The sequence below is a fragment of the Gilvimarinus sp. 1_MG-2023 genome (assembly GCF_030548285.1).
Window position 1 is genome coordinate 1 of sequence record NZ_JAUOSC010000826.1, and the last position, 286, is coordinate 286.

The window sequence follows — 286 nt, forward strand, 5'->3', positions numbered from 1 at the left end:
CTTCCTCGGCTGCTCCGGCTACTCACTGCCGCCCAAGGAACGCTGCACCCAGACGCTGAACCTGATCCCCTGCGAAGAAGCCATCTCCGCCGATGAAGACGAATAAGCAGAAAGCCGTCTCCTGATGGAAAAACGTCGCTGCCCGATCTGCGACAACGCCATGGACAGCTACCTGCTTGATGAACAGCGCAAGGTACATATTTGCGGCAACAACCCGGATTGCGTCGGCGTTGAAGTCGAAACGGGCCAGTTCAAGATCAAGGGATACGACGGCCCGACACTGGAA

General features: G+C 57.3%; 1 pseudogene. It reads left to right on the top strand.

The window, feature by feature from the left end:
- A pseudogene (locus Q4563_RS19200) lies at nucleotides 1-286 on the top strand (DNA topoisomerase); the annotation flags it as partial.